Raw genomic sequence first — 15,178 nt, forward strand, 5'->3', positions numbered from 1 at the left:
TGCGGTGTGGGGATGAACTCCGACTCCCGTTGGAGGGCGAGTCGGTAGGCGAAGAGCAGCAGGTCGTCGTGGTCCTTGAAGTAGTGGGCGATCACCCCGCGGGTCCAGCCGGCCTCGGCGGCCACCGCCCTGACCGACGCGCCCTCGACGCCGTCGCGTGCCACGACGGTCCATACGGCCTGAGCCAGTTCGACCTTGCGTGCGTCGCGGTCGACGATCTTCGGCAAGCCAACTCCCCTTGTCAGTGATCCTTCTTAGGCGGAGCTTACTGCTCCGCCCGTACCGATCGGTCGGTGCGGGTTCGGCCCGGCAGCCGGACGCGCTCACGGCTTGCCCCGCGACACTCGATGCGTTTAAATGACAGTGTCATGTTAACGGAGGTCTTCGCTTCCGCGACGCTTCCGCCGAGCTGACGTCTTTGCCTTCATACCGTTGTCGCGGATGGAGATTCCGCGGCCGCTCCCCGTTGTCCGCCGTATTGCGGCGGCCCCACCCACGAGGTTGTCCTGATGGCCATTTCCGTACCCGAAGTGAACCTCACCACCGAACTGCTTCTGGAGGAGCCGTGGGCTCCGCTGGGGCTCGTCCCGCCCGGGACCGAGGTCGTGCGCTCGCCCCGCGGCCTCGAAGTCCTGACCTACGAGGCGTGTGCCGCGGTGCTGCGTGACACGAACCTCGGCTGCGGGCTCCCGGAGCTGTTCCTGGCCTCGGGCGTGACCGACGAGCGTCCGGTGAAGGTGGCGAGCGAGAGCGTCAACAACGCCGAGGGGGAGCGTCATGTGCGCCTTCGCATGGCGATGGGGTCGTTCTTCGTCCCCGCCCGGGTGGAGGCGGTGCGCGGTCAGGTCCGCCGGATGATCGACGAGCTGCTCGACAAGGCCGAGCGGCCGGAGGGGTTCGACCTGGCGGACGAGGTGATCAAACACATCCCCTCGAAGCTGTTCGCCCTGCTCCTCGGCGTGGACGAGAGTGAGAGCGACTTCATCGGGCGTATCTCCGAGGAGACGGTCGCGGTGTTCTCCATGGACCCCGAGAAGGAGGAGGCGGTCCGCCAGGCCTACCAGGAGGAGGACGCCTGGGTCGAGGCCCTGCTCGCCCGTCCCGGAGCGGCCGAGGGCGACAACCTGGTCGCCCACCTGCTCGCCCAGCAGGACGCGGGCAAGCTGGACGCCGAAGAGGTCCACAACGCGGTGGTGACCCTGCTCGCCGCGAGTGTGGACACCACCCAGACCCTGGCCGGCCTGATGATGTGGGCGTTCATCGAGAACCCCGACCAGTGGGAACTGCTGCGCTCGGACATGTCCCTGATTCCCGGCGCGGTGCGCGAAGCGTCCCGCTGGCGGTCGGGCACCCCCTGGATCTTCCGCATCGCGCTGACCGACACCGAGGTGCGCGGCGTTCCGGTGAGCGCGGGCGAGCCGATCTTCGCGCTGGTCGGCTCGGCCAACCGCGATCCGCGGACCTTCCAGGACCCGGACCGCTTCGACATCACCCGCAAGGATGTGCCCGGCGCCCTCAACTGGTCGGTCGGCCGGCACTTCTGCCTGGGCCGGATGTTCTCCGTGATGGAGATGGAGGAACTGCTGCGGGCCACCGCGACCCGCTACAGCCGCCTGCGCCACGCCGACCCCGACGCGGCGGCCCAGGCCCCCTACCTGAGCCCGATGAAGTCGCTGCCCGTCATCGCCGACGCCGTCTGAGACGCCGTCACCGACCAGGTTGGGGAACCACCATGAAGATCGCCGCTGAAACCGCGAACTGCGTCGGCGCCGGAATGTGCGCCAACGTGGCACCCTCGGTGTTCGACATCGACGCGGGCACCGGCCTCGTCCGCGTCCTGACGGAGGCAGGAGACGTACCCGCCGACCAGGTGGGCGCGGTCTCCGACGCCATCGCCGTCTGCCCCGCCCAGGCCCTGCAATGGGCCGAGGGCGACGGAGCGTAACCCGCCCTCAGCGGGCGACCGCTCGCCGAGTGAACCGCTCCGGGACCGGTGGAGGCATCCATCAGCCCCGGAGCGGTTCAGTACCGGCTGAACCGGGCTGCGGGTTCCCATGCCGTCCGCACAAGGAACTGACCACCAGGGTTCATTGGTTGGAGAAGGCGGCGTCGAAGGACGTCCCGGGCGGCTTCCACAGCAGGGCGCGGACGTATTCGACAGCCTGGGCGGCACCGTGCAGCCGGTCCATTCCCGCGTCTTCCCACTCGATGGAGACAGGGCCGTCGTAGCCGATCGATGCCAGGGCCCGGAAAGCGTCCTCCCACGGCACGTCGCCGTGTCCGGTGGAGACGAAGTCCCAGCCGCGGCGCGGGTCGCCCCACGGCAGGTGGGAGCCGAGCACTCCGGCGCGCCCGTTGTGGGGGCGCAGCCGGGTGTCCTTGCAGTCGACGTGGTAGATGCGGTTCTGGAAGTCCCAGATGAATCCGACCGGGTCGATGTTCTGCCACATCATGTGTGAGGGGTCCCAGTTGAAGCCGAACGCCTCGCGGTGCCCGATCGCCTCCAGCGCACGCACGCTCGACCAGTAGTCGTAGGCGATCTCACCGGGGTGCACCTCGTGCGCGAACCGCACTCCCTCGGCGTCGAAGACGTCGAGGATCGGATTCCAGCGCCGGGCGAAGTCCTCGTAGCCTTCGTCGATGACCGATGCCGGGACGGGCGGGAACATCGCGACGTAGGGCCAGATCTTCGATCCCGTGAACCCCACCACGGTGTCCACACCGAGCTTCCGGGCCACCCTCGCGGCCCGCTTCATGTCCTCGGCGGCGCGCTGCCGCACACCCTCGGGGTCGCCGTCGCCCCACGTGGAGGGGCGCACGATCGTCCTGGACCTCTGCCAGCACCCTGCATCCCCTCCTCACGGGAAGCGGACCGCTGCCCGTGCAACCACAGGGCTGATGAAGAACTCTGATCCTCGTGCTCGAAGCAACGCTGAAGCACCCGTCGGCAGGCTCCTGCGTTCGGCCACGGAGCGACCTCGAAGATCACATTCGATACGACGTCACCGGGCAGCGGCCACATCCCATTTTCCGTCCGGAACGGGCGTCACCACCGGGATTCCAAGGGCTACGGAGAAGAGCCCCTCGGCCAACGGGAGTTGACGTGGTCGGCGTCCCCGTCATGGCGGGCGAGGGTGCACAGGCCCGGAGCGTCCTCGTCCGGTCAGCCCCGTTCCACCAGACGCTTCAGCTTCCCCCGCGTCCCCACGATCTTCGCCGTGGTGACCTCCAGCCCGATCGGCGGCATGATCTGCTTGGCTTGCAAACCATCACCCAGATGCCGTGAGGCGCCGGCGCTTCCCTGTGCTCCGGTGCATCGTGTGCGTCCGGCGTTTCCTCCGCGACCGACAACTCCGCCAGCACCTGCGCGACGGTCTCCCGCATGATCTCCAACCGCGACAGGTCCTCCCGGGCTTTCTCCAGCCGGACGGCCAACTCGGCGGCCTCGGCCTGGAGGTCTTCCACTCGCTGTCGAGCCGCGGCCTCCCGCACCTGGAGTCTTCCGGCAACGACACCATCGCGCCCGACCCCCACTTCGCCACGGTAGGAGTACGACGGCACCGCCCGCACGTCAAACAGCGTCTTCCCAGCACAGCTGTCCCTCGAAAGGATCCGCACCCAACTCCGATCCGTGTCAAGGAGCTCACCATCGAGGTGTTCGACCGGGCACCGCAGTTCACTACGGCGGGCTCGATCGCTGGCCCACCATGAAGACCCACCGCCACCAGGGCAGAGGCTGGGGTGGAGGACGCTGACGACCTGTGCTCCTGCGACGGCATACGTGGCGCCCGCGGCGATGGTCGCGCCTGCACACAGTGGTGCACGGGCACGCGCTCGCGGCCATCGGTAGGGGCAATATCGGCATCGGCTGGAGCCCCGGCATGACACTTCGAGGAACGGGTCCGGCCTGTGGTCACCTCTGTGGTGTCATCAATCCTCGCCCACGCATCGAATCTGCAAATTTCCCGCGTCTCGGCGCTAGGATGTGATGTCAAACAGCTGTGATATCGAGAGGGGCCGCAATGGGGGCGCCAAGCCGCGGCGAAGGTCAGTTGCCGCAGGGCAATGGAGCTGCCGAGGGGACGCTCGACCCTGTCGACGAGCAACTCGTCAGGCTTCTCATGAGGGACGGACGAGCCGGCTATGTCGAGCTCGGTGCACGGGTGGACCTGTCGGGCGACGCGGCGCGCGAGCGTCTGAAGCGGCTGATTGCCGACGACGTCATCAAGGTGGTCGGCAGCGTGTCGCCGGCCACCGTCGGCCTGGAGAGCTTCGCGCTGGTCGGTATCACCGTCAGCGGACCGGCTCTCCCCGTGGCCCGCGCGCTGGCGGACCTGCCCGCGGCCGACCTTGTCGTACAGACGACCGGCATGTTCGACATCATCGCCGAGCTGGTGTGCCGGGACGACCGCGAACTGCTGCGGGTGCTCGACGAGACCGTCCGCACCGTCCCCGGGGTCGCCAAGTGCCTGGTGATGCAGTACCTCTCGGTCGAGAAGTACGCGATGGAAGGCTCTCAGCAGCTTCTCGTGGGCGGCGGACACCCCGGTGATCCGGCGCACGCGAGCGCGTGGGAGGACGTCGACGACTCCGACCGTGCGCTGATCTCGGTGCTTCAGCAGGACGGCCGGGCGAGTTTCAAGCAGCTCGCCGAACACTCGGGCGTGCCGTACGCGAGCGCCCGGCGCCGTGTGCTGCGGCTCCTGGAACGCGGCGTGGTGAGGATCGTGACGATCACCAACCAGTTGCTGTTCGGGCAGCGCGTGCAGGCCGGCGTGGGCATGCGGGTGCAGGGGCCCATCCCGGACGTGGTACGGCGGTTGGCGGACCTCGACGAGGTGGAGATCGTGGCCGCCACCACCGGGCCGTACGACCTGCTGCTGGAGGTGAACTGCGCGAGCCGGGCGGATCTGTACCGCCTGACGGGGACGGTGCTGCGCGGCATCGAAGGGGTCGTGTCGACGGAGACGTTCAGCTACATCGACATCCACAAGCTGCCCTATACGTGGACGGCCCTTTAGACGAACTCTAGGCGCGCCCGGCGCCCGTCCCGCCCGCTCGGCTCATACAGCGTTGGGGGCGCCACCTGTCACAGGCGGCGCCCCCAACCCCGGGCATCTCCTCGCATCGATAAGCCCGAGCGGCTCATGACCGGTCGACGGCCGGCGCCGTCGGAGTCCCGGCAGGTGGCTCGGCGAGGCGCGCGATCCTGTCCCGGACCCGCAGCCACAGGGCGAGGCCGAGGAGCGCCACAAGGGCCATGGCCAGGAGTACGGCGTAGTTCTGGTACCACGGCAGCTGCGGGGACCTGGGCCAGACGATGTTGACCAGTTCGAAGACGAGCCAGAGCGCCGCCACGACCGTGACGGGGTAGCCCCACCGCCCCAGGGTCACGCGGCCCGGTGTCCACCGCCCGCGCATCCGGTGCACGAGGACCGCCAGCACCGGCATCGCGAAGGCGAAGAAGAAGCCGCCGGTCGAGAAGCTCACGAGCGTGCTGTAGAACTTCGCGGAGAAGCCCGCGCACAGAACGATCATGGAGATCACACCGGCCGCCACGACGGCCGCCAACGGGTACTGGTGTCGCCCGGCGAGCCTGGACAACCTGCCCGAGGCGGGCAGGACGTCGTCGCGCGCGAAGGACCAGATGATCCGGGAGGCACTGGTCTGCGCGGCCATCATGCTGGCGAGGAAGCCGATCACGATCAGGACGAACAGGGGTTTGGTGACGCTGTTGCCCAAGGCGGCCTGCGCCGTGTCCGCGGTGGGGTCGAGGACGGCACCGGTCACCACGGCCCGCATGTCCGGGATGGCGAGGATGAGGGCCAGGCCGGAGAAGAGCACGACGGCGCCGATGGCCACCAGGGAGGCGACGATGGCCTTGGGGACGTTCCGTTCGGCGTCGACGACCTCTTCGGCGATGGCGCCGGCGCTCTCGAAGCCCACGAACGCCCAGCCGACGAAGCCGACGGCCGCGAACAGGCCCATCCACAGCCAGTTGCCGCCGTCCCCGCCGCCCGTTCCGGCGGTGTCGAAGATGGTGCTGAGGGGCTGGTTGCGGTGCCCTGCCAACAGGATGGTGCCGAGCACGATGCTGCCGACGACCTCGGCGGTCAGGCTGAGCACGGCGAACGCCTTGACGGCCCGGGGTCCGGCCGCGTTGAGGGCGGTCACCAGGGCCGCCACCGCGATCGCGACCAGGACCTTGGTGGTGCTGCCGAACGGCTGGATGCCCAGGACGATCGGCAGGAAGGTGGCCACGTAGTACGCGCCGCCCGCCACGGCGACGATGAGGGACCACATGTAGGCCCAGCCGGCGAACCAGCCGTAGTGCTCTCCCGCCAGTCGGCGTGACCACTGGTACACGCTGCCCTCGAAGGGCCACTTTGAGGCGAGCTGGGCGAAGACCCCGGACACGAAGAGCTGGCCCACGAGGACGATCAGGAAGGCCCACCAGCCGACCGGTCCCGCGGAGGTCAGGACGAGCGCGAACACTCCGTAGAGCGCGACGATTGGGGAGATGAAGACGAAGGCGATCGTGAAGGCGCTGCGCAGGGTGAACTCCCGCTTGAGTTCGCCCGCCGTGGCCTCCGGCGCCTTGAGGCGTTCGGTGGTCATGGTGTCCCCCGCAGGGACGGTGTCATGCCTGGTCTGTACATCGTGAACCTCCACAGGGTCTGTACACGCAGGGGCCTACTTGTGGCCTTCCAGGGCCTCGTGGAGCACGTCGAGGCCCTCGGCGAGGAGTTCGTCACTGATGACGAGCGGGGGCAGGAAGCGGATCACGTTGCCGTAGGTGCCGGTCACCAGGACCAGGACGCCCTTCTGGTGGCATGCCTTCGCGAGGGCGGCGGCCGCCTGCGGGTTCGGCTCCTTGGACGCACCGTCCTTGACCACCTCGACGGCGAGCATGGCGCCGCGGCCCCGGACGTCGCCGACGATGTCGAACCTGTCCCGCATCGCCGTGAGGCGGGGCTTCACCAGGGCTTCGATCGCCCTGGCCCGGGCGTTGAGGTCGAGTTCCCTCATCGTCTCGATCGCGCCGAGCGCCGCCGCGCACGCGACCGGGTTGCCGCCGTAGGTGCCGCCGATGCCGCCCGCGTGGGCGGCGTCCATGATCTCGGCGCGGCCCGTGACGGCGGCGAGCGGCAGACCTCCCGCGATGCCCTTGGCCGTGGCGATCAGATCCGGTACGACGCCCTCGTCCTCGCACGCGAACCACTGGCCGGTACGGCAGAAACCGGACTGGATCTCGTCGGCGACGAAGACGATCCCGTGTTCGGAGGCGAACCGGCGGATCGCGGGCAGGAAGCCCTTGGCCGGTTCGATGATGCCGCCCTCGCCGAGCAGCGGCTCGACGACGATCGCGGCCACGTTCTCCGGGCCGACCTGCTTGGTGATCTGGTCGACGGCCTGCGCGGCGGCCTCCGCACCGGCGTTGTCCGGGCCGGTCGGCCAGCGGTAGCCGTACGCGACCGGCACGCGGTACACCTCGGGCGCGAACGGTCCGAAGCCCTGCTTGAAGGGCATGTTCTTCGCCGTCATCGCCATCGTGAGGTTGGTCCGGCCGTGGTAGCCGTGGTCGAAGACGACGACGGCCTGCCGCCCGGTGTGCACGCGGGCGATCTTCACCGCGTTCTCGACGGCCTCGGCACCGCTGTTGAACAGCGCCGACTTCTTGGCGTGGTCACCCGGGGTGAGCTCGGCGAGGGCCTCGCAGACCTCCACGTACCCCTCGTAGGGAGTGACGCTGAAGGCGGTGTGGGTGAAGCGTGCCGCCTGGGCGGACAGGCGTCGCACCACCGCTTCGGCGGCGTTGCCGACGACCGTGACGCCGAGGCCGGAGCCGAGGTCGATCAGCCGGTTGCCGTCGACGTCCTCGATGATGCCGCCGCCCGCGCGGGCGGCGAACACGGGCCAGGTGGTGGCGACGCCGTCCGCGACGACGTTCTTCTTGCGCGCCATCAACTCCTGCGAGCGAGGGCCGGGGATCGCGGTGCGGACCAGGCGATCCTGGGGAAGGGCCGGACCTTCGGGCAGTGCGTTCATCGGGGGCTCCTGAGAAGGGCACGGATGAGGGATGGCAGAGGGGAAGGCGACGCCCGAGGCGGGCGCGCCGGTGCTGTCACGCACCGCGGGTGCTGCCCGGCGCCCGTGCCGGATCGAGCTTCGGTGCCCACGCGGACAGCAGTTCGTAGCCGACGTGGGCCGCGGCGATGCCGGTGATCTCGGCGTGGTCGTAGGCGGGGGCGACTTCGACGATGTCCGCGCCGACCACGTTCAGGCCGCTGGTGGCGCGCAGCATCATGAGCAGCTCCCGGGAGGTGAGGCCGCCGGACTCCGGGGTCCCGGTGCCGGGTGCGAACGCGGGGTCGAGGACGTCGATGTCGATGGACACGTACACGGGGCGGTCACCGAGCCGGGCGTGCATGCGCTCGACCGTGCCGCGCACGCCGATGTCCTGGATCTCCTCGCAGCGCACGGGCGCGAAGCCGAGCGCACGGTCGTGGTCCATGTCGCCGGGGCCGTAGAGGCCGCCGCGGATGCCGACGTGCATGCATCCTTCGAGGTCCAGCAGCCCTTCCTCGCTCGCCCGGCGGAAGGGGGTGCCGTGCAGGTAGGGGCTGTTGAAGTAGGTGTCCCAGGTGTCGAGGTGCGCGTCGAAGTGCAGCACCGAGATCGGCCCGTGCAAAGCGTGCAGGGCGCGCAGCACCGGCAGGGCGATGGTGTGGTCGCCGCCGAGGACGAGCAGCTTTCCGGCCCGTTCCAGGACACCGCGGGCGCTGTGCTCGATGGAGTCGACGGCGGCCGGGATGTCGTACGGGTGGGCGGTGATGTCGCCGAGGTCGACGACCTGCTGGCCGAGGAAGGGCCAGGCGTCGGCCTCGGGGTTGTAGGGGCGCAGCAGGCGGGAGGCGATACGGATGTGCTGGGGACCGAAGCGGGCACCGGGACGGTAGCTGACGCCGGCGTCGAAGGGGACGCCGACGACCGCGACGTCGAGATCGCCGGTCTCGTGCGGGCGGGGCAGGGAGGCGAAGGTGGTGGGCCCGGCGAAGCGGGGGACCTGGGTGAAGTCGACCTGGCCGACGACCTGGTCCAGGCGGACCCGGGGCTGGGGAGGCAGGGGGCTGTCCATGAGGGTGCCTTTCGCTGGGCTCGTTGCCGAGGAAGGAGAGGGTTACGACGACAGGTCGATCACCGTGGTCTTGAGCTCGGTGTAGTGCTCGACCGCGGCCGATCCCAGCTCGCGGCCGAACCCGGACGCCTTCACGCCGCCGAAGGGCAGGGTGGGGTGGAAGACGCCGTAGGTGTTGACCCACACGGTCCCGGCCCGCAGGCGGCGGGAGACGCGGTGCACCCGGGAGGCGTTCGTGCTCCACACTGCCGAAGCCAGGCCGTAGGCGGAGCCGTTGGCCAGGCCGACGGCCTCGTTCTCGTCGTCGAAGGGCAGGACGGTCAGGACCGGTCCGAAGATCTCCTCCCGTTCGACGGTCTGGCCCGGGCGGGCCCCGGTGACGACCGTCGGAGCGACGAAGTAGCCGTCGCCTTCGGGGAGTTCGCAGGTCGTCCGGATGTGGGCGCCTTCCGCCGCCGCCTGCTCGACCAGCGCGGTGACACGGTCGCGCTGCGCGGCCGAGATGAGCGGGCCGAGGGTGGTCGCGGGGGCCAGGCCGTGCCCCAGGGTCCGCCGACGGGTGCGGTCGACCAGCTCGGCGACGAACTCGTCCTGGATGCGGCGATCGACGATCAGGCGGCTGCCGGCGACGCACACCTGTCCGGCGTTGGTCCAGATGCCGTCCATCACCCCGTCGATCGCGGCGTCCAGGTCGGCGTCGGCGAAGACCAACTGCGGGCTCTTGCCGCCGAGTTCGAGACTCACCTTGGTGAGCGTGCCGGCGGCGGCGCGCATCACCGCCTGCCCGGTGCGGGTCGATCCGGTGAACGCGATCTTGTCGACGCCGGGGGTGGCCGTCAGGGCGGCGCCGGTGGCACCGGCGCCGGGAACGACGTTGACGACGCCGTCCGGGATGCCGGCCGTCGCGCACAACTGCGCGAGGTACGCCGTCGACAGCACGGTCTGCTCCGACGGCTTGGCGACGAAGGTGTTGCCGAAGGCCAGCGCGGGCGCCAGCTTGTACATCAGGATCGGCAGCGGGTAGTTCCACGGGGTGATGGCCGCGCACACGCCGATCGGTTCCCGGGTTCCCGTCGCGAGGAACCGGCGGGGTGCGGGGATGACCGAGCCCTCGGCCTTGGTGGCCCAGCCCGCGTAGTAGCGCAGTACGGCCGTCGCCTCGTCGATGTCCAGGCGCGCCTCCGCCAGCGGCTTGCCGGTGTCCAGCACCTCCAGCTGCGCGACGGTCCCGGCGTCGGCCTCCAGGAGGTCGGCGAGGTGGCGGAGCTTCTCCTCCCGCACCTCCGCGTCCAGTTCGCTCCACCGGCCGTCGTCGAACGCGGCCCGGGCGGCGGCCACCGCGTCGGCGACGTCGTCGGCCGAGGACGCCGTATAGGAGGTGACGGTCAGCCCGGTGCCCGGGTCGACCACGTCGATACGGTCCTCCGAACGGGCCGGACGCCAGGTGCCGTCGATGAAGGGAGCGAGAGGCGGCTTGTCGAGCCAGGCCAGGGTGCCGGGCAGCAGGAGGTCGCGTATCTCCGGGGCGAGCTGTGCGGTCATGAGGTGCTCGTTTCTGGGCGTGGGCGCCGAGGCTCCTTCCGGAGCCGTAGACCCTCTTGATCCCGAGGTCGTCATGCCGGGGTGTACCTCACCGGGAGGGCCGCCAGGCCGTTGACGAAGTTGGAGTGCAGCCGCTCGGGCTCGCCGCTGACCTCGATGTCGGGCAGCCGGGCGAACAGCTCCTCGAAGAAGACCGTCATCTCCTTGCGGGCCAGCACCGCGCCCAGGCAGAAGTGCGGGCCACCGCCGCCGAACGCCACATGCCGGTCCTCGGCGCGGGCGAAGTCCAGCTCCCATGCTCTCTCGACGGCGCTCTCGTCCCGGTTGGCGGAGCTGTACCACAGCACCACCTTGTCGCCCTTGGCGATCGGCTGGCCGGCGATCTCCGTGTCCCGGGTGGCGGTACGCCGGAAGTGCCGCACCGGGCTCACCCAGCGGACGATCTCCTCGACCGCGCGCGGCGCCAGCCGCTGGAAGTCGTCCTGCCAGCGGCGCCGTTGCTCGGGATACAACGAGAGGGCGTACATGCCCTGGCCGATGCTGGTCGCGGTGGTCTCGATGCCGGCGGTGACCAGCAGGGCGAAGAAGACGGCGATCTCGTGGTCGCTCATCCGCTCCCCGTCGACCTGCGCGGTCAGCAGCTTGCGCAGGAAGGAGGCCGAGTCGGACACCTGCTCCCGGGCCCGCGCGGTCAGTTGCTCGGCGTAGGCGATGATCTCCAGCATCGCCTGGTACGCCTCGGCGGTGCCGTAGGCGGACAGCGCGACCCCGGTGAGGCTGACGAGACGGGCGCGGTCGTCGACCGGGACGCCCAGCAGTTCGCAGATGATCTGCGCGGGGAAGTCACCGACGATGTCCTGCATGAAGTCGCAACTCCCCTGCGCGGCCACCCGGTCGATGCAGCGCCGGGCGTGGTCGCGGATGGTGTCGCCGAGGGCCTCGACCGACCGCGGGGTCAGGACCCGGTTGACGATGGCCCGGTGGTGGGCGTGCGCGGTGCCGCTCATGTTGAGCATGCCGCCGAAGATGTGGACCATCTCCGGTGTCATGTCGACGATCTCGGTGCCGTACTCGGAGGTGAAGGTCTCCTGGTCGCGGCTGACCTCGACCACGTCCTCGTAGCGCACGACCGACCAGAACCCGCGGCCACCGTCGGGGAACCAGGCGGACTTCGGCTCGTCGTGCCAGTGCACGGCCTTCTCGCGTCGCATGTCCGCGAACGCCGACTCGGGGTCCTTGCGCAGCCAGAACTCCGGCAGGGCCGGGTTGTCGGTCTGGGCGATGTCTTCCATGGGCACGGCCTGTTCCAGTGGTCAGAGGTCGAGGGTCAGTTTTCGGGACAGACAGCGGCCGACGCAGATCATCATCGTCTCGTTGCCGTCCCGTTCTTCGTCGGTGAGGACCTGGTCGCGGTGGTCGGGAAGCCCGTCCAGCACGCCGGTCTCGCAGGAGCCGCAGTAGCCCTCCTCGCAGGAGAAGGGGACCTGCGGCACGATCTCCCGTACGACGTCGATGAGGCGTCGGTCGGCGGGGACGGTCAGGGTGCGGCCCGAGCGGGCCAGCTCCACCTTGAACTCGGTGTCGGTCTGGTCGGAGGAGGTCGGCTCGTCGGTCTGCGTCTTCGCACCGAACCGCTCCAGATGCAGCGTGCCGACGGGCAGCAGTTCCGCGCTGAGTGCCTCGGAGGCCAGCAGCATCGGCTCGGGGCCGCACGCGTACACGGCGGTCCCCCGGGGAGCAGCGCGGAAGGCGGTGGCGAAGTCGGGGTGCCCCAGCTCGTCCTGCGGCACCATCACCACGTCGCCGTGGGAGAGCGCGGCCAGCTCGACGAGTTCTTCGGTGTAGGCCATCGACGACCGGGTCCGGCCGCCGTAGATCAGCGTCCAGGGCGTACCGGTCGCCACGGCCTCGCGGATCATCGCCAGGATCGGCGTGATCCCGATGCCGCCGGCGAGGAAGAGGTAGCGCTCGGCCCCGGCCAGCCGGAAGTGGTTGCGGGGTCCGCGGACGGTGACCGTCGTGCCTTCGGGCAGCCGGTCGTGCGCTTCCGCCGACCCGCCGCGCCCCTCCGGCTCGCGGAGTACGGCGATCACATACTCCGAGGGTCGCTCCGGGTGCCCGCACAGGGAGTACTGCCGGATGGTGCCCGAGGGCAGGACGAGGTCGATGTGGGCGCCCGGCTCCCAGTCCTCAAGGGGGCCCTCGGCAGGGTGGGCGGCAAGGGTCAGCTCCACGATTCCCGCCGCCACGGGACGACGTCGGGTGATCGCGACCTGCCGCTCCCCGGCCGGGGTGGTCCCCTCGGTGGGGGAGGCCGCTGCCGCCGTGACGGTGCCTGCTCCTGCTGACTGGGTGCTCATGACCCGTGCCTCACTCTCTTTCGTGAACCTCTTGGCGCTCCGGCCGGGATGCGCGAGTCGGTCGACGCTCCGGGGACTGAACCCACCGGGGCGACCTCAGAAGACGTCAAGGGTGTCCAGGACGCCCGTCGCCGCTGATGTGGAGAACCGCGTCCCGCCAGGGCTGCCGATGGGTTCCCCACCGGTGCGAGGAGTCGACGGACGCGGTGACCTGAGCCGCGGCTTCCGAGCACACCCGAGGTGGATCAGCACGTGGGTGTGCGGCAGGCGCTCCATCGTGGTGAACCCACGGGATGTCATCGTGTCTCCTCACCCACCGCCGTGCCGAACCGGTCCGACCGGCGAGGACTGCCCCAGCTCGAACGCCATCTCCGCGCCCGCGTCGACGACGACGTCGGTGCCGTTGATCCAGCCGGACTCGGGCCCTGCGAGGAAGTCGACGACCGAGGCGATCTCCTCCGGACGCGCGTTGCGACCCCCCGCCAGTTCGGTCAGCGGATCGAGCTCCTCGTGACCCATCGAGTCGTAGAACTCCGGTAGCAGCGGGGTCTCCACCGGCCCCGGACTCACTGTGTTGAGACGCACATGCCCCCGGTAGCGCTGCGCCGCGTACGAGGTCCAGACGACGAGGGCCTCTTTGCTGCGTGTGTAGGCGTCCTTGCCGTTGGCCAGGACTTCCGCGCCGGTCTTCACGCCGGTCTCGAAGTCCGGGGCCCGCACGAGCCGCCTCACCTCGTCGAGGTGGTCACGCCAGTACCAGCCCGCCGTGGACGCCACACTGACCACGGCACCCCCGGCGTTCATACGGGGCACGAGCCGCTCCGTCAGATGCCGGAGCCCGAAGAAGTTGACCCCCAGGACCAGCGGGACGGGTGCGGCGCCGGACACTCCCGCGACGTTGCACAGCACGTCCACCGGTTGACGCAGCTCTTCGACCGCGGCGTCGATCGAGGAACAGTCGTTGAGGTCGGTCTCGATGTACCGCGCGGCGGTGTCGCCCGGCTTGCGGTCGAGCACGAGGACCTCGTCCCCGTGTGCCGCGAAGCGCCGGACCACGGCGCTGCCGATCCCTGACGCCCCACCAGTGACCACGACGGTACGAGACCTGGTCATCTTCGGTTCCCTTCGAACACGTCGCGACAACTTCGGGTGCCCTCACGATGACACGGAGGTTGCGCCGGGACAAGGGAAAATTTCAAAAAATAGAACTTAGGGGCGCTTGAGTTGCATCTGCTGATGCGGTGGCGCCGTTTCAGTGCAGTTCGCGTGACTGTCTGGCCGTGGTCACGCAGGCAGGTCCCAGACCACGCGGAAGCCGGTGTTGCCACCGAAGCTGTGGGGGTGTCGGCGGCGCGGGCGGCCACGCGGTAGCGGTTGCAGTAGGAGTCGTGGCACAGGTAGGAGCCGCCGCGCATGACCCGGGCGGGGCCCTCGGGAGGGCCCGCGGGGTTGATGCGCGGCGTACCGGGCCTCGACTCCGGATGGTCGGTGGACCACCCGTCGGCGCACCACTCCCACACATTCCCGGCCACGTTGTACAGCCCGTACCCGCTGGGCCGGTACGCGCTGACCGGAGCCGTCCCCACATAGCCGTCCTCGGCGGTGTTCTTGAAGGGGAAGTGGCCCTGCCAGATGTTGCAGCGGTGCTCCCCGTCGGGGGTCAGTTCGTCGCCCCACGGGTAGAGCTTCTGCTCCAGTCCGCCGCGGGTCGCGTACTCCCACTCCGCCTCGGTCGGCAGCCGCGACCCCTCCCAACGGCAGAAGGGCCACGGCGTCGGCCCAGGACAGATGCACCACCGGATGGCCGCCGTGCCCGTCCAGGCCGCTGTCCGGTCACTCAGGCGCCGCCCTGTGCGCCCCTTACACCCCTCACCACCAGGGCGTGCGCTCCCGCCGCGGCGCGCCCGGCAGGAACTTCGCGAAGACGTACGACCACCCGAAGCGCTCGGCGTCGGTCCGGTGCCCGGTCGCCGCCACGAAGGCCGCGAACCGCTCGTTGGTCACACAGTGCGCGTCGATCGTGAACGCGTCCACGTCGACCTCGCGCACCGGACCCTCACCGTCCCCGGGGTTCACATCGTCGTCCTCGCTGCCCATCAGGAACGTGCCCCCGGGCAGCGGCACCGCGGTCTCCGGC

The 15,178-nt window shown here is 69.9% G+C and carries 13 protein-coding genes and 1 pseudogene; 3 read left to right on the forward strand and 11 right to left on the reverse strand.

Going from position 1 to position 15,178, the window contains the following annotated elements; translation table 11 throughout:
• The coding region (locus ACFY1L_RS54570; RefSeq protein WP_388843045.1) for a TetR/AcrR family transcriptional regulator at positions 1-227 on the reverse strand (227 nt) is incomplete at its 3' end.
• A 282-nt stretch (positions 228-509) separates the two neighbouring features.
• Between ACFY1L_RS54570 and ACFY1L_RS54575 the strand changes: the two genes are divergently transcribed.
• Together ACFY1L_RS54575 and ACFY1L_RS54580 are read left to right on the forward strand one after the other, a co-directional pair.
• Positions 510-1,700, forward strand: a complete 1,191-nt coding sequence (locus tag ACFY1L_RS54575; protein ID WP_388843046.1) for a cytochrome P450 — start codon at positions 510-512, stop codon at positions 1,698-1,700.
• A gap of 32 nt (positions 1,701-1,732) precedes the next feature.
• Positions 1,733-1,945 (forward strand): ferredoxin, encoded by a 213-nt coding sequence (locus tag ACFY1L_RS54580; protein WP_388843047.1) that lies wholly within the window; start codon positions 1,733-1,735, stop codon positions 1,943-1,945.
• Positions 1,946-2,087: 142 nt separating this feature from the next.
• Here ACFY1L_RS54580 and ACFY1L_RS54585 read toward each other — a convergent pair.
• Positions 2,088-2,807 (reverse strand): annotated as a pseudogene (locus ACFY1L_RS54585) (sugar phosphate isomerase/epimerase family protein); the annotation flags it as partial.
• A 1,215-nt stretch (positions 2,808-4,022) separates the two neighbouring features.
• Between ACFY1L_RS54585 and ACFY1L_RS54590 the strand changes: the two are divergent.
• On the forward strand, positions 4,023-5,021 hold the full coding sequence (locus tag ACFY1L_RS54590) for an Lrp/AsnC family transcriptional regulator (RefSeq protein WP_388843048.1): 999 nt from the start codon (positions 4,023-4,025) through the stop codon (positions 5,019-5,021).
• A gap of 124 nt (positions 5,022-5,145) precedes the next feature.
• On the opposite strand, the gene ACFY1L_RS54595 is transcribed toward ACFY1L_RS54590, so the two are convergent.
• The 9 genes from ACFY1L_RS54595 to ACFY1L_RS54635 form a co-directional block, all read right to left on the reverse strand.
• Positions 5,146-6,618: an APC family permease gene (locus tag ACFY1L_RS54595; RefSeq protein WP_388843049.1), complete on the reverse strand. Its 1,473-nt coding sequence runs from the start codon at positions 6,616-6,618 to the stop codon at positions 5,146-5,148.
• 75 nt (positions 6,619-6,693) lie between these two features.
• A complete protein-coding gene (gene gabT / locus ACFY1L_RS54600) occupies positions 6,694-8,049 on the reverse strand; it encodes a 4-aminobutyrate--2-oxoglutarate transaminase (protein ID WP_388843050.1) in 1,356 nt (451 codons plus the stop codon).
• Positions 8,050-8,125: 76 nt separating this feature from the next.
• Positions 8,126-9,139, reverse strand: a complete 1,014-nt coding sequence (gene speB, locus ACFY1L_RS54605) for an agmatinase (RefSeq protein ID WP_388843051.1) — start codon at positions 9,137-9,139, stop codon at positions 8,126-8,128.
• Between the two features lie 42 nt (positions 9,140-9,181).
• Positions 9,182-10,681, reverse strand: coding sequence for an aldehyde dehydrogenase family protein (locus tag ACFY1L_RS54610; RefSeq protein WP_388843052.1), 1,500 nt, complete (start codon positions 10,679-10,681; stop codon positions 9,182-9,184).
• Positions 10,682-10,752: 71 nt separating this feature from the next.
• Positions 10,753-11,973 carry a cytochrome P450 gene (locus tag ACFY1L_RS54615; protein WP_388843074.1) on the reverse strand — a complete coding sequence of 407 codons (1,221 nt, stop codon included), beginning with the start codon at positions 11,971-11,973 and terminating at the stop codon, positions 10,753-10,755.
• A 21-nt stretch (positions 11,974-11,994) separates the two neighbouring features.
• Positions 11,995-13,041 (reverse strand): PDR/VanB family oxidoreductase, encoded by a 1,047-nt coding sequence (locus ACFY1L_RS54620; RefSeq protein ID WP_388843053.1) that lies wholly within the window; start codon positions 13,039-13,041, stop codon positions 11,995-11,997.
• Between the two features lie 309 nt (positions 13,042-13,350).
• Positions 13,351-14,154 (reverse strand): coniferyl-alcohol dehydrogenase, encoded by an 804-nt coding sequence (locus tag ACFY1L_RS54625; RefSeq protein WP_388843054.1) that lies wholly within the window; start codon positions 14,152-14,154, stop codon positions 13,351-13,353.
• Positions 14,151-14,882 carry a formylglycine-generating enzyme family protein gene (locus ACFY1L_RS54630; RefSeq protein ID WP_388843075.1) on the reverse strand — a complete coding sequence of 244 codons (732 nt, stop codon included), beginning with the start codon at positions 14,880-14,882 and terminating at the stop codon, positions 14,151-14,153. The genes ACFY1L_RS54625 and ACFY1L_RS54630 overlap by 4 nt, the downstream gene beginning before the upstream one ends.
• 28 nt (positions 14,883-14,910) lie before the next feature.
• Complete coding sequence (locus ACFY1L_RS54635) at positions 14,911-15,165, reverse strand: SUMF1/EgtB/PvdO family nonheme iron enzyme (protein WP_388843055.1); 255 nt, start codon at positions 15,163-15,165, stop codon at positions 14,911-14,913.
• Between the last annotated feature and the right edge of the window lie 13 nt (positions 15,166-15,178).

This window comes from Streptomyces sp. NPDC001663 (assembly GCF_042893105.1).
Taxonomy (GTDB): Bacteria; Actinomycetota; Actinomycetes; order Streptomycetales; family Streptomycetaceae; genus Streptomyces.

Bases quoted from the DNA above. Each gene is read 5' to 3' on its own strand.
- ACFY1L_RS54575 (WP_388843046.1), top strand. From the start codon at position 510: ATGGCCATTTCCGTACCCGAAGTGAACCTCACCACCGAACTGCTTCTG.
- ACFY1L_RS54580 (WP_388843047.1), top strand. From the start codon at position 1,733: ATGAAGATCGCCGCTGAAACCGCGAACTGCGTCGGCGCCGGAATGTGC.
- ACFY1L_RS54590 (WP_388843048.1), top strand. From the start codon at position 4,023: ATGGGGGCGCCAAGCCGCGGCGAAGGTCAGTTGCCGCAGGGCAATGGA.
- ACFY1L_RS54595 (WP_388843049.1), bottom strand. From the start codon at position 6,618: ATGACCACCGAACGCCTCAAGGCGCCGGAGGCCACGGCGGGCGAACTC.
- gabT (WP_388843050.1), bottom strand. From the start codon at position 8,049: ATGAACGCACTGCCCGAAGGTCCGGCCCTTCCCCAGGATCGCCTGGTC.
- speB (WP_388843051.1), bottom strand. From the start codon at position 9,139: ATGGACAGCCCCCTGCCTCCCCAGCCCCGGGTCCGCCTGGACCAGGTC.
- ACFY1L_RS54610 (WP_388843052.1), bottom strand. From the start codon at position 10,681: ATGACCGCACAGCTCGCCCCGGAGATACGCGACCTCCTGCTGCCCGGC.
- ACFY1L_RS54615 (WP_388843074.1), bottom strand. From the start codon at position 11,973: ATGGAAGACATCGCCCAGACCGACAACCCGGCCCTGCCGGAGTTCTGG.
- ACFY1L_RS54620 (WP_388843053.1), bottom strand. From the start codon at position 13,041: ATGAGCACCCAGTCAGCAGGAGCAGGCACCGTCACGGCGGCAGCGGCC.
- ACFY1L_RS54625 (WP_388843054.1), bottom strand. From the start codon at position 14,154: ATGACCAGGTCTCGTACCGTCGTGGTCACTGGTGGGGCGTCAGGGATC.